The sequence below is a fragment of the Aliarcobacter cibarius genome (genome assembly GCF_013372265.1).
Taxonomy (GTDB): Bacteria; Campylobacterota; Campylobacteria; order Campylobacterales; family Arcobacteraceae; genus Aliarcobacter; species Aliarcobacter cibarius.
In genome coordinates, this window is the sequence record NZ_CP054051.1 from 2118737 (window position 1) to 2132714 (window position 13978).

Consider the following 13978-nt stretch of genomic DNA (forward strand, 5'->3'; position numbering starts at 1 on the left):
ATGTCCATATCATTTTTTAAAATGCTTTTAGCCCTTTTTATAGGGCTATTTGGTTCTTTAATTTTCATATTTTTACATCTACCTCTTCCTTGGTTAATGGGTAGTATATTTGCTACAAGTATAGCTATACGATTTGAAAAAATTCCTATTTCTAGTCCAAAACTTTTTTCAAGCCCAGCAAGAATATTAATAGGACTTGCAATTGGAAGTGCCTTTACTCCAGAAATTTTAAAATATATTCCACAATATACACTTAGTCTACTGTTAGTAGTTCCTTTTACTATATTAGTGATATTCTTTGGAACTTATTATTACTATAAAATTTTAAAATATGATTTGAAAACTTCTTACTTAGGTAGTATGCCTGGAGGTGTTATTGAAATGGTAATAATTGGACAAGAACTAAAAGCCAATACTTCTAAAATAACTTTAATGCAAAGCTCAAGATTGTTTTTTGTAGTTGTATCTTTACCTTTTATTATACAATACATTTTTCAAATAGATATCAGAGGAAATCAATTACTTACAACTCCTCTTGTAAATATAGATTTTAAACAATTTCTTATTTTATACATTTTTGGAATAATAGGAGCTATAGTTGCAAAAAAAGTTAAACTTACAGCAGCTTTTTTAATGGGTCCTATGATTGTTAGCATAATTTTATACTCAACTGGTACTTTTAATGTAGCAATTCCTGATGAATTTTTAAAATTCATTCAAGTTGTTTTTGGTGTAATTATAGGTTTTACATTTAAAGGTGTTCCAATTAAAACAATCTATAAAACACTTATTGCTACTCTTGGACACTTTTTAATTTTAGCCATATTATGTATTATATTTATTGCAATTATTCATTTTTATTTAGATTTCAAGACTTTAGATATTCTTCTTGCTTTTGGTCCTGGTGGACAAACTGAAATAAATCTAATAGCTCTTTTAGTTGGTGCAAATCTACCTTATATAACTTTACATCATATTGTAAGACTTTTAATTGTTATGAATATAGCTCCTATTTTAGCTAAGAGATTAAAAAGTTAGTAAATCTCTTAGTAAAATATTTATACTTTCTTCTACTCCTTCATTTGTAGCTACTACAAAACCATAAGCATCATTTGTTTTACATAAAATCTTTTTATCATAATTGAATGATTTTATAATCATATTATCTTTTACTAAATCAAAATTTATTTTTAAAATAGCATATGATTTACCCTCTTCAAAAACTTGATAAAATTTAATTACTTCCGTTTTTAATAAATAGTCAGTTTTTATTCTTTTATCTTTTGTAACCACTGTATTAAAAATATTGCTTGAATTAAAAGAGTCTATTACTTGAGTATAAATCATATTTGAAGGAGTATTTATCCATCTATTTTTTGCATACTCTTCTAACTTATAATCTTTTGTGCTATAAAAAATAGATTTTAAATTGAAAGCATTATTTACGTTTGGTTCTTCAATAAAAATCGAATTAAACTTTGATTTTTCTAACATACTTTTTGTTTGAAAATCAATTGAATAATAATTGATAGATAAGTTTTCTTGCTTTAATCCACATCCACTAAATATAAATAATATTACAAAAATTAAAATACTATTTTTCATCTTTCTCTCCTGGTCCATATTTTATTGTTTTTTGTTTAAGTAATAAATCACTTGGACTTTCATTTATATTTTGTATTAAATTCTCTGTTTGATTCAAATTACTCTCTAAGCTTTTTAATACATTATTCAAGTTATCTAAACTATCTTGAGTTATCTCTTTTATATCAAATGTTCCATTATCAAGCTCTTTTTGTAATTTTGTAGTCAATTCTTTAAAATTATCAGCTGAGGCTTTAACACTAGCAAAAGAAGAATTTCCTGTATTTGCAAAACTTTTCATACTTATTAAAAGATCATCTATTTTTTTCTGATTTTTTACTAAATATTCTGAAAAATTTTCAATATTACTCATACTTTTTTGACTATTTTTTAATAAAATTGCAAAATTCGATAAATTCTCTTGGCTTAATATTTTTCTAAATTCAATCAACAATAAAGTTATCTCTTTTGTAATATCCTCTGTTGAATCAACAAATGAACTTAAAGCTGATCTTCTCGAGTTTATTACTTTTATTCCATCTTCATTAGCTTTTAAAAGTTCAGAGCTATTACTTCCTCCCTTTAACTCTATATATTTAAGTCCAGTGATTCCTAAATTTCCTAAAATTGCGTAATTATCTTCTTTTATTGGTGTATCTTTTTGTATTTGAATATCAATTTGTATTTGTTCTGAGTTTTCAGGATTTATTCTTATATTTTTTACAGTTCCTACATCAAATCCCATGTATTTAATAGATGAACCAACATTTAATCCAGAAATAGATTCTGAAAAATAAATTGAATATTCATCATATTTTTTATTCTCAATACCATATTTACCTAGCCAAAATATCCCTATGACTAAAGCTGTAAATATAATACTTACAAACAAACCTATTTTAAAAAAATTTATCTTTGTATCCATATTAAGTATCCTTTGTGTTTGTTAAAAACTCTTGAACAAATTTATTAGAAGAATTCATAGCAGCATTTATGTCTCCATCAAAAATTATCTCTTTTTTTATAATTATAAATCTATCAAGAACAGTTTTTATTGTTTCTAAATCGTGAGTTATTATAACAGTTGTAATGTTTAGACTATTTTTCAAATATAAAAGAAGCTCATTTATTTGCTTTGTACTACCTGGATCAAGTCCACTTGTTGGTTCATCTAAAAATAAAATCTTAGGTTGCATTGCAAGACTACGTGCAAGAGCTACTCTTTTTTTCATACCACCACTTAATTCAGATGGGTAAAGTTTTGCAACTCTTTTTGGAAGTCCTACAATATCTAAATAGGTATATGAAATTTTTTCTATTAAATCTTTTGGTAAATTTGTATACTCTTTTAACATAACTCCAATATTTTCTATAACATTTAAAAAAGAGTACAAAGCTCCAAATTGAAAAAGATATGAAAATTGTAATTTTATATCTTCTATTTCTTTTAAAGATAAGTTTGAAATATCTTTATCAAAAATTTTTATGGTTCCTTTTTGTATCTCATTTAGCATAACTATTTGTTTTACTAAAACAGTTTTACCAGAACCACTTCCACCTAGAACTCCAAATATTTCTCCTTCTTTTACATTAAAAGAGAGATTCTCATGAACTATATTATCTCCAAAGGCAGTATAAAGATTTTCAACTTTTATTATCCCCATTTTATATTCCCATTTGTGTAAAAATCACAGAAAAAATTGCATCTATTACGATAACAACAAATATAGCATTTACAACACTAATTGTTGTATATTTTCCTATACTAGTAGTATTGTTTTGTACTTGAAAACCTCTATAAGAACCTATAATTGCTATTATAAATCCAAAGAAAATTGCTTTAAAAATACCTATTAATAGATGTTTAACTGCAACTTCATTATGAAGTCTTGTAACAAACTCTACAAATGAAACATCTAAACTAGTATATGCAATTATCATTCCTCCAATAATTCCAATAACATCTGCAAAAAATACTAGAAGAGGTAATGAAATACTAAGTGCAAAAATTCTTGGAAGTGTTAAAAAAAGTATTGGCTCAAATCCCATGGTTTTCATAGCATCAACCTCTTCAGTAATCTTCATAGCTCCAATTTCTGCTGTGTAACTACTTGCACTTCTTCCTGCTATTACAATAGCCGTTACTAAAGGAGCAATTTCTCTAAGCATTGTAATTGCAATCATTTCAACAATAAATATATTTGCCCCAAACTTCTCTAACTGAACTGCACCTTGATATGCGATTACAATTCCTACTAAAAAAGAGGTAACTGCAACAATTAATAAAGCATTTACAGCTGATGTTTCGATATATTTTAGTGTTGCATTAAATCTAATTTTTTTTGGGTTAAAAAGGGAGTAGACAAAAAAATAGAAAACTTTGCCTACAAAATCAAGAAAATATTTAGACTCTTTAAAAACATTATATGTTTTCATTCCTAGATTAATGAAAAATTGATTTTTATTTGTTGTTTCTATTACTTCACTTTGATAATGTTTTTTATAAAAATTAAATTTCTTTTCTATAAAATCAAAATTTTCAAATATTAAATTTTCTTCTTTAAAATTCTCAAAAAAAGATATTAAGTATATTATTGCACTGCTATCACACTCTTTTAAATTTTTAAAATCGATAACTAAAGAAATATCTTTTGGTAAATTAGAAGCATCTATCTTTTTTATAATATCTGAAAGATTATCTTTATCCCAAATGTTTAACAAGATTAACTTATAGTTATTTTCACCCTGCTCTAATAAAAAATATTCATTACCGCTCATTAATTTTCTTTCTTTAAAATAATTATATATATGTTATCTAAAATTATATTTTATATTCTTAATCGCTTTTAGATATAATCTTTGTTATTTTATTAATTAAAAATTTAAAAGGATTTTTTATGCCATTATTAGATAGTTTTAGAGTTGATCACACAATTATGCCAGCACCTGCAGTTAGAGTTGCAAAAACTATGCAAACTCCAAAAGGTGACAATATTACAGTTTTTGATTTAAGATTTTGTGTACCAAATGAAAAGATGATGAGTGAAAAAGGTACTCATACTTTAGAACATCTTTTTGCTGGATTTATAAGAAATCATTTAAACTCAGACAAAGTTGAAATAATTGATGTTTCACCAATGGGTTGTAGAACTGGATTTTATATGAGTTTAATTGGAGTTCCTAGTGAAGAAGAAGTAGCATCTGCTTGGAAAAAAGCGATGGAAGATGTTATAAAAGTTGAAAAACAATCTGATATTCCAGAATTAAATATTTTTCAATGCGGAACTTGTGCTATGCATTCATTAGATGAAGCAAAAGATATTGCAAAAGATATTTTATCTTCAAATATTGGTGTTATGTCAAATGAAAAACTATTTTTAAGTGAAGAAAAATTAGCAAGCTTAGGAAACTAATTTGCTAAGTGACAAACTGGTTACTACATCAGATGGTAGCCATACACTTTTCTCTACAAAATACAATCAACACTTTCATAACACTGAAGATGGAAGTTTAAGTGAAGCATTAAACAAACATGTAATTCCAGCTTTAAGCTATCACTCAAACAAAGAAGAACTTAATATTTTAGATATTTGCTATGGTATTGGATACAATTCTCTTGCAACTATATACTATGTTCACAAAAATAATTTAAATTTAAAACTCAATATTTATTCACCTGAGTTAGATTTTGATTTGATTAGATCACTAAAAGAGTTTAATTATCCTATAGAATTTGAGCCTTTTAAAAATATTATAAATGAACTCTCTTTAAATCAAAAATATAATGATGATAAACTTAATATTGAGATTTTTGTTGGTGATGCTAGAAATTATTTAAAGAAATTTCCAAACAATTTTTTTGATGTAATCTATCAAGATGCTTTTTCTAGTGATGTTAACTTTGAACTTTGGACAAAAGAATATTTTGATGATATTTTCAGAATTTCTAACTTTGATTCTATTTTGACAAGTTATGCAATTTCAACAAATATAAGATTATCTATGTATGAAGCGGGTTTTTTTATCTATGAATCAAGACCAACTAAAAGAAAAATCACTCTAGCTTTTAAACAAAAACAAAATCTTATTGGTAAATATATTGACATGGAATTAAAAAAACAAAGAAACATAAATGCCAAAGCTTTATATGATAATTAAATATTTTTTATTATATAATTAATGTATATTCCAAATTAAGGTAATTTATGAAATTATTAAAATCAGCTATATCATTACTAATTATTCCTGTTTTTGCGTTTTCATACAATGATAAACAAGTTTTTCAAAAAATTGAAAAAGACTTAGATTCTATTATTGTAAAAGACTTAACAAAAAAACAATTAATCTTTCAAAAAGATGCAAATCAACAAATAAGACCTGCTAGTTTAACTAAAATTATGACTGCTATTTTAGCAATTGAAAGCGGTAAGATGGATAGTGTTGTTACAATAACTGCGGAAATGAAAAAGGTTGAACCAACTATTTTAAATTTTAAAGTTGGTGAAAAATTTTATTTAAGAGATTTAGTAAATGCTGCAATGATTAAATCAGCAAATGACGCAGCAAATGCAATTGCAATATATATTGGAAAAGGTAACAAAGAAGCCTTTGTAAATTTGATGAATAAAAAAGCAAAACAACTTGGAATGAATGGAACAAATTTCCAAAATCCTTGTGGATTTGATGCTCCAAATCACAAAACAACTGCAAATGATTTATTAAAACTTACAGAATATGCAATTAAAAATAAAACATTTAATGATATTGTAAAAAAAGAGAACTATTCATTTAAAGCAATTAATACAAAAAGAACTTATACAGCTCATACTAGCAATAAACTTCTTCCAAAAGAGAAATATATGATAGGTGTAAAAACTGGTTACACTAGTAAAGCTGGTCCTTGTTTAATTGCTAGAGCAAAAGAGGGGAAAAAAGATATTCTTCTAGTTATGCTTAATTCTCAAAATAGATGGGAAAATACTAAATTAGCTCTGGATACAGTTCTAAATAAAAAATAAAATTAGCCTATAACTGGGCTAATCTATCTAAAATATACTTTTGTAAATCTCTTTTTGATACTTCTTCTCTCATAGCATTTTCAAAAAATTTATTTACGTTTTGATTATACTCTTCATACGAAAAATATGGAAAATGTAAACTCCAAGCTTTTTTAATTGTTGATTTTGTCATACTATTTTTTAATAAATCCATAAAATAGTTAAATCCCATAAATATCAGTGCTGTAATTATCATGGCACCAATAATTGAAATATGTGGATCAATTTTGGCTAATGGCTTATGTGTTAAAAGAGAAATAGGTACAAGAATTGCTAAAACTAAAGCTATATAAACAATATATGCTCTTGTAAGATTCAATCTAAATCCTAATCTTGAACTATCAACTTCCATACCATTACTAAACTGTACAGATGCTATTAACATATCTTTCAACAAAATTGGCTGTTTTGATGTATTATAAACATAGTTTAAAACTTTATCTAAAATGTTTTTTTGCTTCATATTTTTCCCTGATATATTTTTGATTTATATTTTATCTTACTTTTTTATAATTATCGTTAAAACTATATTTTAGAGGATTTCTAAGAGAAAACCACCTAAAGGTGGTTTTTTATTTATTTTACTAAAGAAGCAAAATCTTTATATATTGGAGAGTTTGATATAGGTGTAAACTCAGTACTTAAAATATCTTTATTTTTATATTTTAGTGCTACTGCTTTATTTTCAAAAACTTTTGTATATGTAACTTCTGCGAATTTCTCAAAATCTTTTACATCATATTCTGTATTTATAGAATAAATTTCAACAGTTTTTTCACCTTTTATTGGATGACTTCCTGATTTAATAGATTTTATTTTTTCTATTTTAGCACCACTTGCAAGTGCTAATAAATAGTGTCCTAATCCAACTGCAAGAATTGGAATATTTGCATCTATTAATTTTTTAATATTTTCTATTTCATTTTTATAAATATTTGGATTTCCAGCTCCACTACTTAATACAACTCCACCAATTTGTTTATCATTGAATCTTTTTATTATTTCATCTGAAGTAGTTTTATTTGATGTTACTTCAACTTCAAGACCTGATTCAACAAGCTCATTTAATAAAGATTTTTTAACTCCAAAGTCATAAACTACAACTTTTTTATCACTCATTTTTGCTTTATTAAATTCTTGTGCATCATTATTCCATGCACCAGATTTATGTATATAATTCTCTTTTGTAGAAACTGTATCTACAAAATTTGTTTCATCATATTTTTTGGCATCTTTTAGAAGTTTTGCTAATTCATCTTTAGAAGTTATTTCAGTAGATGCAACCATCATCTGACTACCTTCTTCTCTAACTATTTTTGTTAAGTATCTAGTATCAATATCACAAATTCCAATTACATCTTCTGATTTCAAGAAATCTCCTAAACTCATTTCTGCTCTAAAATTTGAGTAAGCATCATGATAATTTCTTACGATCATTCCAATAGCATGTGCTTTTGAACTTTCAACATCAACTTTATTAGCTCCCGTATTTCCTATTTCAACAGCTGTAAAATTTATAAAAAGACCTGCATTACTTGGATCTGTAATTATCTCTTGATAACCAAATGTTGCGTTATTATAAACTAATTTTCCTATTGCAGTTTTACTTGCACCAAAAGAGTGTCCTTGTAAATAAGTCCCGTTTTCTAAATAAATATATACTTTTTGCATCAAATTAATCCTCTTTTTATTAACTCTTCTTCATAAAGCCTATGATACACCAAATCATAGTCCTCCGTACCTGGAATTAGTTTTCTCTTATAGTTTCTAAGTTTAGCTAAAACCTCACTATCTGCCTTTTCAAACCCTTTAATAAAATCATCCAAAGAACCAAATATAACATTCTTTATTTGGTTATCTGAACAAGTGAAATGTATATAATCCTCCTCCCATAGATAATCTAATATTTTGTGAGCAATATCAGAAAATCTATCTTCATTGTTTAAGATAACGCCAAAATCATTTGCAAGTCTTTTTTTTGTCATCCAAAAAAGTTGTCTTCTATCCGCATTTAGATACTCTATCTCTTCAGTTTGAGCATCTAAAATTTCGTGAACTTTCTCATCTAAAGCAAGCTCTTTTTCAATATCTTGATCCAAAATTCTCTCTACTTGCTCTTCAATGCTAGCTTTTTCTTTTCTCACCTCTATGAATTCACAAGATATTAAATCTCTTGTTATTCTTCTAGAAACGTATGGTGTATGGTGTAATTTTAATCTCATGCCTATCCCCTTATAATTGTATCATCTCTCTCAGGTGAAGTTGAGATAATCCCAACTTTTACATTTGTTATCTCTTCTATCTTAGCTATATATTTTTTTGCATTTTCAGGTAAGTCATCATATTTTCTTACTCCAACTACACTATCCCATCCTGCTATTTCTTCATAAACAGCTTCTACATTTTCCATGTTAGATGGCATATAATCTATTATTTCTCCATTGTATTTATAGGCTACACATACTTTTATTTTGTCAAAGTTATCTAATACATCTAACTTCATAAGAGCTAATTTGTCACAACCATTTAATCTACTAGCATATCTTACAGCAACTGCATCGAACCAACCGCATCTTCTTTTTCTACCAGTTACCGTTCCAAATTCTTTTCCAACTTCACCCATAGTTTTACCATACTCTGTAAAATCTTCACTTGGGAATGGCCCATTTCCAACTCTTGTACAATAAGCTTTTACTATTCCTATAACTTCACCAATATCTTTTGGATTAAGTCCTAATCCTGTACAAGCTCCTGCACTAACTGTACTTGATGATGTTACATAAGGATATGTTCCATGATCAATATCTAAAAGTGTTCCTTGTGCACCTTCTAATAAAACTTTTTTATCATTTTCTAGTGCTTTCCAAACCATATTTGTTGTATTTACTATAAATGAACCTAATTTTGATTTGTATTCTTCTAATTCACTTAATAGTTCTGGTTTGTTTGGTGTTTCTATTTCTAATACATCAAAAATTGCTTTATTTTGAGAAAAGTAATCTAAAATAGCATCACAAAGTTTTTCTGGATTTAATAACTCACCTGCTCTAAATCCACTTCTACTAGCTTTTTCAGCATATGTTGGTCCAATACCTTTTCCAGTTGTTCCTATTGCCTTATCACCTTTTAGTCTCTCTTTTGCTTGATCAATTAAAGCATGGAAAGGTAAATTTAGATGAGCCTTATCAGAAATATAAAGTCTTCCTTCTAAATTATCAAATTGACTCATCTCTTTAATAATATTTAGAGGAGATACAACTACTCCATTTCCAATAATATTTATAGCTTTTTTATTTAGAATTCCAGATGGAATTAGCTGAAGAGCATATCTTACACCATCTACCCAAATTGTATGACCAGCGTTGTGTCCACCTTGGCTTCTACAAACCATATCATACTTTTGTGCAAGCATATCAACTATTTTACCCTTGCCTTCATCTCCCCATTGAATTCCTACAATTACATCTGCTTTCATTTTACCCTTCCGTTATTTTTAATAAATTATCTGTGTATAGTGCGAAACCTAAAGAGCTAATACCCTCTGCTTCATACATTCCACCATTACATATAACTAAATTATCTTGTATTACTCTATAGTATATGTCATTATAATATTTTAAACTTCCATAATATAAAGGTGCAATTACAATGTTTGAGTAATTAACCTCTTTTGCTTTTTTTAGAAGTTTTTCTAATTCGTTTTTTAGATTATTTGGAACTATTGATATAACATCTTCTAAACTTTTTATGTTACTTACTCTTAAAAGTTTATCTAACCAATCACAATCTAATTTTATTAATTCTGAAATTTCACCATTTTTTAATAAATTAATACTAATATTTAGCTCAGTACTTACTAATTTTGGAATATTAATATTTGATATTTGTAAAATTGGCTCAATTTTTAAAGCTTTTAAAATTTCAGCCGTTAAATTTAATATATCTGAAATATCCCCGTGCTCTATCCATTCACAACCAATTTGGTAATCTTCTTTACTAGGATATGAAAAAACTGGTTGTACATAGAACCATTTTCTATGATTTGTAGTTCTCCCTAATCTTTTTGTAATGATTCTTACAACATCCAAAGTAGAATCAGCTCTTAATGAAACTTGTTCATTATCTTCATCGGAAAACTTAATTAATTTACGCTCATTTTCAATCGCTTGATGTTGAGAATAAGAGAAATTTGGAGTTAAAATCTCTTCAAATCCATTTTTCTCTAAAATTTCACAAACACTATTTTCAAGTCTTCTTTTAGCCTTTGCAAGTTTTCCAAAATAAAGACGACTCCCTTTTGGAATTTCGTGTTCAAAAATCATTAAACTATTTTCCTTTATAGAAAGTTTCTGCAAATACTTTATTTGCTGTACCATCAAAAGTTCTAATTCCTAACTCATCTAGTACAAGTTCTGTTGCATTAACAGCCCATGAAGCTTCAAAATCTTCAACTAATCCCATGTGATTTATTCTAAAAATTTTTCCTGCTAAATGATCTTGTCCACCAGCTATATCAACGTTATATTTATTTTTTAATATTTTTCTAATTTCATTTGATTGCTCTGTATAAACAGTAGTCATAGCATTTGCAGGTTTTTTTGGATAAATCTCAAATCCTATTGCTTTTAATGCTTCTTGAGTAGCTTTTGCTCTTAATGCTGTTTGCTTGTATAGATTTTCAAAACCTATCTCTTTAAATTTCTCTAAAATAGCTCCTAGTCCCATGATTAAAGTAGTAGCAGCCGTCCAAGCAGTTGTATTTTTTCTTTGATTTTTTAATTCAATTGCTAAATTAAAATAGTAACCAGCTGGTTTTTCTTCAATTTTTTCTACAGCTTTTGCAGATAAACCAATCATCGCAAGACCTGGAGGTAGCATAAATGCTTTTTGACTTCCAGTAATAAGTGCATCAATATTTGTAGTATCAATTTTTTCTACACCTAATGCAGTTATTCCATCTGCAACAATCATAATTTCTGAATTAATTTTTTTAATTTCCTTTGCTATCTCTTCAACAGGGTGTCTTAATCCACCTGCACTTTCGCAAACTTGAATAAAAATAGCATCAATATTTGAATCATTTTTTACAGTATTTACAACATCTTCAACACTAACTGGAGTATTCCATTCTTGTTTTAATTCAACATGATCAATATTGAAAGCTTTACAGATTTTTCCAAATCTTTCTCCAAATTTTCCAGAATTAACAGTAAGTGCTTTTTTTCTAGTAAGATTTGTAACACAAGCTTCCATAGCTCCTGTTCCACTAGAAGCTAGCATTAAAACTTCTGGCATATTGTAAATTTCAAGTAAAAGATTTCTAGTTTTTTCAAAAATTCCTTCAAACTCTTTTGTTCTATGGTGTATTGTAATATCGCTCATTGCTTTTCTTGCAAACTCTGGTACAGGAGTTGGGCCTGGTGTTAATAACATATTATTTATCCTTATTAAATTTTATTTAAATTTCAGTAAAACAGAGCATTCTAGCCAAAAAAAGATTATTAAATGGTTAAAAATATGTTTAATTAGTTATAATTATGCGACAATTTTTAAAAGGGACAAAATGAATTTAATAAAACTATCTTTTTCAACACTAGCTCTTTCGACACTTTTGTTTGCTAGTAATTACAAAATAGACTCTACTACTTCAAAAGCAGAATTTTCAATAAAGTACTTAAAAAATGAAGAAATAAAAGGTAATTTCAAAACTGTAAAAGGAGATTTTAATTTTGATGAAAAGAAATATATTCTAAATTCTTTAAATGGTGAAGTTGAAGTTGATTCTCTTACTACATCAAAAAATGATTTGGCTACTTATATTCTTTCTGAAAAAATATTTAATGAAAAAAAATACCCAAAAATCAAATTTGTTGCAACAAAAATTGAACAAGATAGAATTTTTGGAGATTTAACAATAAGAAATGTTACAAAAAATGTTGAACTTGATTTAGAAAATAGTGGTGAATTTTTCGGAAAGATTTATTTAAAAATAAGTGGAAAAATAAAAAGAAGTTACTTTGATTTAACTTGGGATGAACTTTTAGAAACAGGAAGTAGCTCTGTTGATAATGATATTTTCATTGAAATTGATATTGAAGCAAAAAAAGAAGAAAAACTTAATTTTACAAAAGTTATCGAAAAATCTAAAAAATAGTCTTGACAATACTACTAATTAGTAATATAATTCCCCTAGAATAATTAGAGTATTCAAAATACTTTAATTACTCTTCTTAAGAATTCAATTTAAAACTTAAGATTTTAAATTGATTGATTTACAAAAAAGAGGGATTACGAATGAATACAAACAATAAATCTAAATCACCAAAAATAAAATCTTATGGTCCCAAAATAGATAAATCAATGAAAACAGTTGTTAGAATTGATAGGGTTTTTCATTTAGTAAACAATCTAACTGAAAACTATTTATCAAAAAACAACCTGACATTTAATCAATTTAAAGTATTAGAAGTTTTATATCATCTTGGTGATTTAACAACTGGTTCAATTACAAAATTAACTTCAAGTACTCCAGGTAACACAACTGTTGTTATAAAAAACCTAAAAAGAGATAATCTAATAACATCTATAAAAGATCCAAAGGATAGTAGAGCTTCTATTTTATCTATTACAGAAAATGGTAAAAATATAATAGAAAAAGTATTTCCTGATCATGCAAAAAATCTTTATGATTTTATGGATGTTCTGAATGATGAAGAAATGAATACTTTATATGATTTATTAAACAAAATTTACAACAAAAACAAAAAGGAAAAACAATGAAAAAAGTTAGTTTAGGAATATTAAGTTTATTTGCAAGTTCAACACTATTTGCTGGAACATACACAGTTGATACAGCTCACTCAAATGCAGGATTTACTGTTAAACATATGATGGTTACAAATGTTACTGGAAAAATTAAAGATATTAGTGGAACATTTGAATATGATGAGAAGAAAAATACATTAGTAAAAGTTGAAGGTGAATTAGTTGTAGCTTCTATTGATACAGCAAATGAAAAAAGAGATGAGCACTTAAAATCAGAAGAAATTTTTGCAGCTGAGAAATTTCCAAAAATTACATTTAAATCAACAAAAGTTGAAAAAGATAATGTATATGGAGATTTAACAATAAAAGGTGTAACAAAAAATGTTAAATTAGAACTTGAAAATGGTGGAGTATCTGGAGAGAAAACTGGATTTGCATTAAGTGGGAAAATTAAAAGAAGTGACTTTGGAATTACATGGAATAAAGTACTTGAAACTGGCGGAGTTGCAGTAAGTGATGAAGTAAAATTAAATATAGATATTCAAGGAAATTTAGCTAAGTAATTAGCTAAA

The 13978-nt window shown here is 26.7% G+C and carries 17 protein-coding genes; 7 read left to right on the plus strand and 10 right to left on the minus strand.

The genetic code is table 11. The annotated features are described in order from the left end of the window. On the plus strand, window positions 1-1038 hold the full coding sequence (locus ACBT_RS10620) for an AbrB family transcriptional regulator (RefSeq protein WP_024774427.1): 1038 nt from the start codon (window positions 1-3) through the stop codon (window positions 1036-1038). Here the strand turns inward: ACBT_RS10620 and ACBT_RS10625 are convergent. From ACBT_RS10625 to ACBT_RS10640, 4 genes are read right to left on the minus strand one after another with little or no spacing between them, the layout of a single operon-like run. Beyond that, window positions 1027-1605 carry an ABC-type transport auxiliary lipoprotein family protein gene (locus tag ACBT_RS10625; RefSeq protein WP_024774428.1) on the minus strand — a complete coding sequence of 193 codons (579 nt, stop codon included), beginning with the start codon at window positions 1603-1605 and terminating at the stop codon, window positions 1027-1029. The two genes, ACBT_RS10620 and ACBT_RS10625, sit on opposite strands and share 12 nt — an antisense overlap. Beyond that, window positions 1595-2509, minus strand: a complete 915-nt coding sequence (locus ACBT_RS10630) for an MlaD family protein (protein WP_024774429.1) — start codon at window positions 2507-2509, stop codon at window positions 1595-1597. The genes ACBT_RS10625 and ACBT_RS10630 overlap by 11 nt, the downstream gene beginning before the upstream one ends. Before the next feature lies 1 nt (window position 2510). After that, a complete protein-coding gene (locus ACBT_RS10635; RefSeq protein WP_024774430.1) occupies window positions 2511-3248 on the minus strand; it encodes an ABC transporter ATP-binding protein in 738 nt (245 codons plus the stop codon). 1 nt (window position 3249) lies between these two features. Further along, window positions 3250-4362: an MlaE family ABC transporter permease gene (locus ACBT_RS10640; RefSeq protein WP_024774431.1), complete on the minus strand. Its 1113-nt coding sequence runs from the start codon at window positions 4360-4362 to the stop codon at window positions 3250-3252. A gap of 119 nt (window positions 4363-4481) precedes the next feature. Between ACBT_RS10640 and luxS the strand changes: the two genes are divergently transcribed. Genes luxS through ACBT_RS10655 form a run of 3 tightly spaced genes read left to right on the plus strand, consistent with a single transcriptional unit; the run spans window position 4482 to window position 6602 of the window. Further along, window positions 4482-4997, plus strand: a complete 516-nt coding sequence (luxS, locus tag ACBT_RS10645) for an S-ribosylhomocysteine lyase (RefSeq protein WP_024774432.1) — start codon at window positions 4482-4484, stop codon at window positions 4995-4997. Window position 4998: 1 nt separating this feature from the next. Beyond that, window positions 4999-5742 (plus strand): tRNA (5-methylaminomethyl-2-thiouridine)(34)-methyltransferase MnmD, encoded by a 744-nt coding sequence (locus ACBT_RS10650; RefSeq protein WP_024774433.1) that lies wholly within the window; start codon window positions 4999-5001, stop codon window positions 5740-5742. Window positions 5743-5789: 47 nt separating this feature from the next. Beyond that, the gene (locus ACBT_RS10655; protein ID WP_024774434.1) at window positions 5790-6602 is read left to right on the plus strand and encodes a D-alanyl-D-alanine carboxypeptidase family protein; all 813 of its coding nucleotides are present in this window, start codon (window positions 5790-5792) and stop codon (window positions 6600-6602) included. 7 nt (window positions 6603-6609) lie between these two features. On the opposite strand, the gene ACBT_RS10660 is transcribed toward ACBT_RS10655, so the two are convergent. From ACBT_RS10660 to ACBT_RS10685, 6 genes are all read right to left on the minus strand, one after another. After that, window positions 6610-7104 carry a hypothetical protein gene (locus ACBT_RS10660; protein ID WP_024774435.1) on the minus strand — a complete coding sequence of 165 codons (495 nt, stop codon included), beginning with the start codon at window positions 7102-7104 and terminating at the stop codon, window positions 6610-6612. Between the two features lie 113 nt (window positions 7105-7217). Further along, window positions 7218-8312, minus strand: coding sequence for a carbamoyl phosphate synthase small subunit (locus ACBT_RS10665; protein WP_024774436.1), 1095 nt, complete (start codon window positions 8310-8312; stop codon window positions 7218-7220). After that, complete coding sequence (locus ACBT_RS10670; protein WP_024774437.1) at window positions 8312-8863, minus strand: DUF507 family protein; 552 nt, start codon at window positions 8861-8863, stop codon at window positions 8312-8314. Before ACBT_RS10670 ends, ACBT_RS10665 begins: the two co-directional genes overlap by 1 nt. A gap of 2 nt (window positions 8864-8865) precedes the next feature. Next, the gene (locus tag ACBT_RS10675) at window positions 8866-10116 is read right to left on the minus strand and encodes an adenylosuccinate synthase (RefSeq protein ID WP_024774438.1); all 1251 of its coding nucleotides are present in this window, start codon (window positions 10114-10116) and stop codon (window positions 8866-8868) included. Between the two features lies 1 nt (window position 10117). Beyond that, on the minus strand, window positions 10118-10963 hold the full coding sequence (locus ACBT_RS10680; RefSeq protein WP_024774439.1) for an ATP phosphoribosyltransferase regulatory subunit: 846 nt from the start codon (window positions 10961-10963) through the stop codon (window positions 10118-10120). A 4-nt stretch (window positions 10964-10967) separates the two neighbouring features. Further along, the gene (locus ACBT_RS10685; RefSeq protein WP_024774440.1) at window positions 10968-12074 is read right to left on the minus strand and encodes a pyridoxal-phosphate-dependent aminotransferase family protein; all 1107 of its coding nucleotides are present in this window, start codon (window positions 12072-12074) and stop codon (window positions 10968-10970) included. 130 nt (window positions 12075-12204) lie between these two features. Here ACBT_RS10685 and ACBT_RS10690 point away from each other — a divergent pair, with 130 nt between their 5' ends. The 3 genes from ACBT_RS10690 to ACBT_RS10700 all read left to right on the plus strand — a co-directional run bounded on the left by ACBT_RS10690 (window position 12205) and on the right by ACBT_RS10700 (window position 13969). Continuing rightward, window positions 12205-12795: a YceI family protein gene (locus ACBT_RS10690; RefSeq protein WP_024774441.1), complete on the plus strand. Its 591-nt coding sequence runs from the start codon at window positions 12205-12207 to the stop codon at window positions 12793-12795. 140 nt (window positions 12796-12935) lie between these two features. Next, on the plus strand, window positions 12936-13421 hold the full coding sequence (locus tag ACBT_RS10695; protein ID WP_024774442.1) for a MarR family winged helix-turn-helix transcriptional regulator: 486 nt from the start codon (window positions 12936-12938) through the stop codon (window positions 13419-13421). Beyond that, window positions 13418-13969 (plus strand): YceI family protein, encoded by a 552-nt coding sequence (locus tag ACBT_RS10700; RefSeq protein WP_024774443.1) that lies wholly within the window; start codon window positions 13418-13420, stop codon window positions 13967-13969. Before ACBT_RS10695 ends, ACBT_RS10700 begins: the two co-directional genes overlap by 4 nt. Window positions 13970-13978 lie beyond the last annotated feature (9 nt).